This window comes from Arthrobacter sp. UYP6, from assembly GCF_040547315.1.
Taxonomy (GTDB): Bacteria; Actinomycetota; Actinomycetes; order Actinomycetales; family Micrococcaceae; genus Arthrobacter_B.
The window spans coordinates 1-3,466 of record NZ_JBEPPM010000039.1 but is presented as its reverse complement, the minus strand read 5'-3'; the positions used below and the strand labels follow the sequence as shown (position 1 = coordinate 3,466).

The following is a 3,466-nucleotide window of genomic DNA, read 5'->3' as shown; positions in this document are numbered from 1 at the left end:
AGTGAAGCTCCCGTTTGCTGCTTTGTGTGGCACCGCGTAGGAAGCTGGTATTCCGCAGGAATACAAGGGAGTACAGGGCGTGGTGCCACGGGCCCTTATGCTGATTCGCAGAATTTGCATGTTTTTGCTTTTAGCCTCGCAGAGACCCGGACAAAATGAGCTTGCGAACTTTTGTCTTACGGGGTTAAGACAATATTGTAAACTGGTTCCTACGCAGTAGTTCCAGAGCGCAATATTGTTAGCTGAGGTCAGAATGAGCGAAGTAGTCGGCCGTGCAGGATTCCACGCAACCCACACGAAGAGTGCAGGTGAGCGCGGGGCAATTCTTCACGAGATGATGCGTGAGTTGGACCCCGATGCCATCGAGTATTGGGCCGATAAAAATCCCTCCATCGTGGTTGCTGATGAGGTCTTGAATGAGGCATATGTCAACGATGGAGATGGTGGATTCAGCAGGTGCCAGAACAAGCAAGAAGTGATTGCTTACGGTAATGCTCGAATCGGGAAAGTCTCTCGTAAGCTCCGTGAAGATAAGCCCGACAAGGTGACAGGCAAGATGCAGGGCGGGACAGTCACAACCTCGATGATCGTTACCCACTTGCCGAAGTCAATGTGTGAGGAGTTGCCCGGTTTTTATCCGATCTTGGACAAGGACGGGGAGCCAGCTTTTGATTCAGAGGGCAACCCTCGGACGCGTAGTCGCTGGGTTGCTCGTGATCGTGATGAAGCGCGGCGGTACTTCATGGACGTTCACGCATATCTTGCCGGTGAGGTGGTTCCTGGTGGACAGGCTGCAACGCTCGGCTTCGATATTCAGCACTCCGAATCGACACCACATGCCCAGTTCCTCATGGATACCTTCGCACCGGATCCGAAAAACCCGGACAGTCTCCGGGCAGAAGCCTCAAAGGCATGGTTTGCGCATCGTGATGTGAGGGACGATGCAGGGAAGATGAAGTCAGGCCCGGCAAAAATGCGGGATTATCACGCTGGGCTCAAGGAACACCTGGTTGATCTGGGCTATGACATCTCGCCGGATTTTGACGAAGAACAGCACATGAACGGGTACACCAAGGATGCTTACGGGCGTGTTCAGGAGGATATGAGCGCGGTTGCTGCGGATCGGGTGAGTGTTCGCGTCCGTGAATCCAACGTGACGGCCAAGGAGAAGCAGTTGGTGGCGTTAGAGACCAAGCTCAAGGGGGAAGCTCAGGAAGTCGCTGTAAAGGCTTCAGAGGCCCTCAGAAGCACCGAGGAGGCCCGGAGGGCGGTTGAGACCTTCCGAAGCGCTCAGGCAGCCGCGCAGCAGGCCTCAGACGAGCTTGAGGTGCAGGTGCTGCGTCTGGAAAGTCAGCCTGCTGACTTTGAGATGTTCCTGGATACGCCAATGAAGAATGGGCAAACCCTGCGGTGGCAGTATGAGAAGTTCACGGGCACAGTGGCAGAAGCACGCCGGGAACGTGTCAGCACAGTCATCGCCAAGGCTGCGCCGGCGCTTTCTGATCCGACGGCCGGCCACGCTGGTCTGGAGTAGCCGGCTATTTGGCCTGATGTCGAGGAACGAGACACCAGGGCGCCCCGCCGGGAGGCATCACAGAGTCAAGAAACAGAAAAGGCCAGAAAACCGAGCAACAGAGCTCAGTTTTCTGGCCTTCCTTGCGTTCACACACGCATCTCCTTGTTTGTACCCCTCCGGGCGCAGCCCGACGAAGGGTTTAGGACTTAGGCGAGTACCGCTTCATTGCACCCTGCCGCGTGATTCCCAGCGCGTCGCCGATTTGCTGCCACTTCATGCCATCGTCTTTGGCTTGAACGACTGCTTCGGCCAAAAGCTCGTTGGCCGCATCAACAAGCGCTTTTAGATCACGAATACCCGCTTCATCGTCGTTCATGTCAGGGCTTCCCTGGTACCAGCGGAAGGCTTCGGCGTGGTGTCTGGCGTTTCGTTCTGCACTCATAAGAGCAACTGTAGTTGCCCAATGGCATAAAAGGCAACTACAGTTACCAGCAGAGTTAAAAAGCAAGAGCCCCGGTGAGGAAACACCGAGGCTCTTTGATCAACCACATAGGAGGTGGCTGAATGTTGACGTCAGAACAAGCATACCCGGCTGCTCCGGAGTCTAAAAGTACCCCGGGGCCGGAGGCCCAAAAAGGGGCGAAGTGCGCAGCACTGAGACCCTTACTTGATAACTACGCGAAATCGGTTGGTAACTGGCCTACGAAACAGGCTCCGATTTCCGCGCCGTTACAGGGATCTGAGGCCGAATCGAAGGGTGATGCAAATAGGGTCGATCGGTGGGCTGCGCGGGGCATTTTATGGGGCATGACTACGCTGCCTCGGGTGGCTACTTGCGGACGTAACAGCGTCAGGCCATCGGGAGTTGTCGAAGTCCGGCAGTCTGGCGAAACAGTAGGCTTCGGTGGCCTTGCCACATGCGGCTCTGTTTGGGCCTGCCCGGTCTGCTCGGCACGCATCCAAGCCGTTCGTCGCTTGGAACTTGGTGTGTTGGTGGCTGCTGCTGAACCGCGGGGCACCATCGCTTTTGGAACCGTTACCCTGCGGCACAAGAAAGGTCAGTCTCTGGCGAAGCTCTGGGACGCTCTGAGTGCCTGTAACAAGCGCGTTGGGCAGGATAAGGGTGTACGGGCGCTCAGGAAGGAATTAGGCCGTTACGGCTACGTTCGCGCCACTGAGGTCACGCATGGCCGCAATGGCTGGCACCCGCATATTCACTCCGTGAATCTCTTTGAGGGGAACATAAGCCAGGAACAGCTGGACAGGCTGGCAGAAGCCGAATTTAGGGCTTGGAGGGCCGCTGCAAAGTTTCTCGGACTCGGGGAGCCCTTGCGCTCGGCGCAGATGTTGCGGAAAGTCACTGATGCGAAGGTCGAATTTGCCGATTACTTCGCCAAGTCTTGCTATGACGAAACGGTTGCCCGGTCGGCCAAGACGATGAGTTATGAGATGTCCGGCAACATGACCAAAGCAGGACGTGGCCAGAAGTCGCGGACGCCTTGGCAGATCCTTGCGGATTTCCAAAGAGATGGAGATCTGGACGATTGGGATCTCTGGGAAGAGTACGAAAAAGCCAGCAAAGGCCGAAGGGCTCTTGTCTGGTCGCCGGGGCTGAAAGCTGAGTTTGGGATTGGCGAAAAGGCGGACGAAGAGATTGCCGACGAGGAGGTTGGAACCTCTGATGACATTCTCTTTCTGGTCACCGATTGGTCACCGGTTGCACGCAACTCGATACTCGGTGGGCAGCTGCTGGGCGAGGTTCGCCGAGGTGGCTTGAAGGCCGGTCTGGCCTTTTGCTTGGCCGAAGGAATTCCGGTGGAATTGCTGAGCCATTCCGACGACGAAGAAGACGAGGAGTGAAGCTCCCGTTTGCTGCTTTGTGTGGCACCGCGTAGGAAGCTGGTATTCCGCAGGAATACAAGGGAGTACAGGGCGTGGTGCCACGGGCCC

The 3,466-nt window shown here is 56.5% G+C and carries 3 protein-coding genes; 2 read left to right on the top strand and 1 reads right to left on the bottom strand.

Annotated elements, in window-relative coordinates:
- Window positions 1-253: 253 nt before the first annotated feature.
- Entirely contained in the window at window positions 254-1,534 is a 1,281-nt protein-coding gene (locus tag ABIB35_RS18665; RefSeq protein WP_354183234.1) for a hypothetical protein, read from the top strand.
- A gap of 181 nt (window positions 1,535-1,715) precedes the next feature.
- Here ABIB35_RS18665 and ABIB35_RS18660 read toward each other — a convergent pair whose 3' ends face one another.
- Complete coding sequence (locus ABIB35_RS18660; RefSeq protein WP_354183233.1) at window positions 1,716-1,958, bottom strand: hypothetical protein; 243 nt, start codon at window positions 1,956-1,958, stop codon at window positions 1,716-1,718.
- Window positions 1,959-2,080: 122 nt separating this feature from the next.
- Between ABIB35_RS18660 and ABIB35_RS18655 the strand changes: the two genes are divergently transcribed.
- On the top strand, window positions 2,081-3,376 hold the full coding sequence (locus ABIB35_RS18655; RefSeq protein ID WP_354183232.1) for a protein rep: 1,296 nt from the start codon (window positions 2,081-2,083) through the stop codon (window positions 3,374-3,376).
- Window positions 3,377-3,466: the final 90 nt, after the last annotated feature.

What these genes read in the sequence shown, in the direction of transcription:
- ABIB35_RS18665 (WP_354183234.1), top strand. Translation starts at nt 254, where the DNA reads ATGAGCGAAGTAGTCGGCCGTGCAGGATTCCACGCAACCCACACGAAG.
- ABIB35_RS18660 (WP_354183233.1), bottom strand. Translation starts at nt 1,958, where the DNA reads ATGAGTGCAGAACGAAACGCCAGACACCACGCCGAAGCCTTCCGCTGG.
- ABIB35_RS18655 (WP_354183232.1), top strand. Translation starts at nt 2,081, where the DNA reads ATGTTGACGTCAGAACAAGCATACCCGGCTGCTCCGGAGTCTAAAAGT.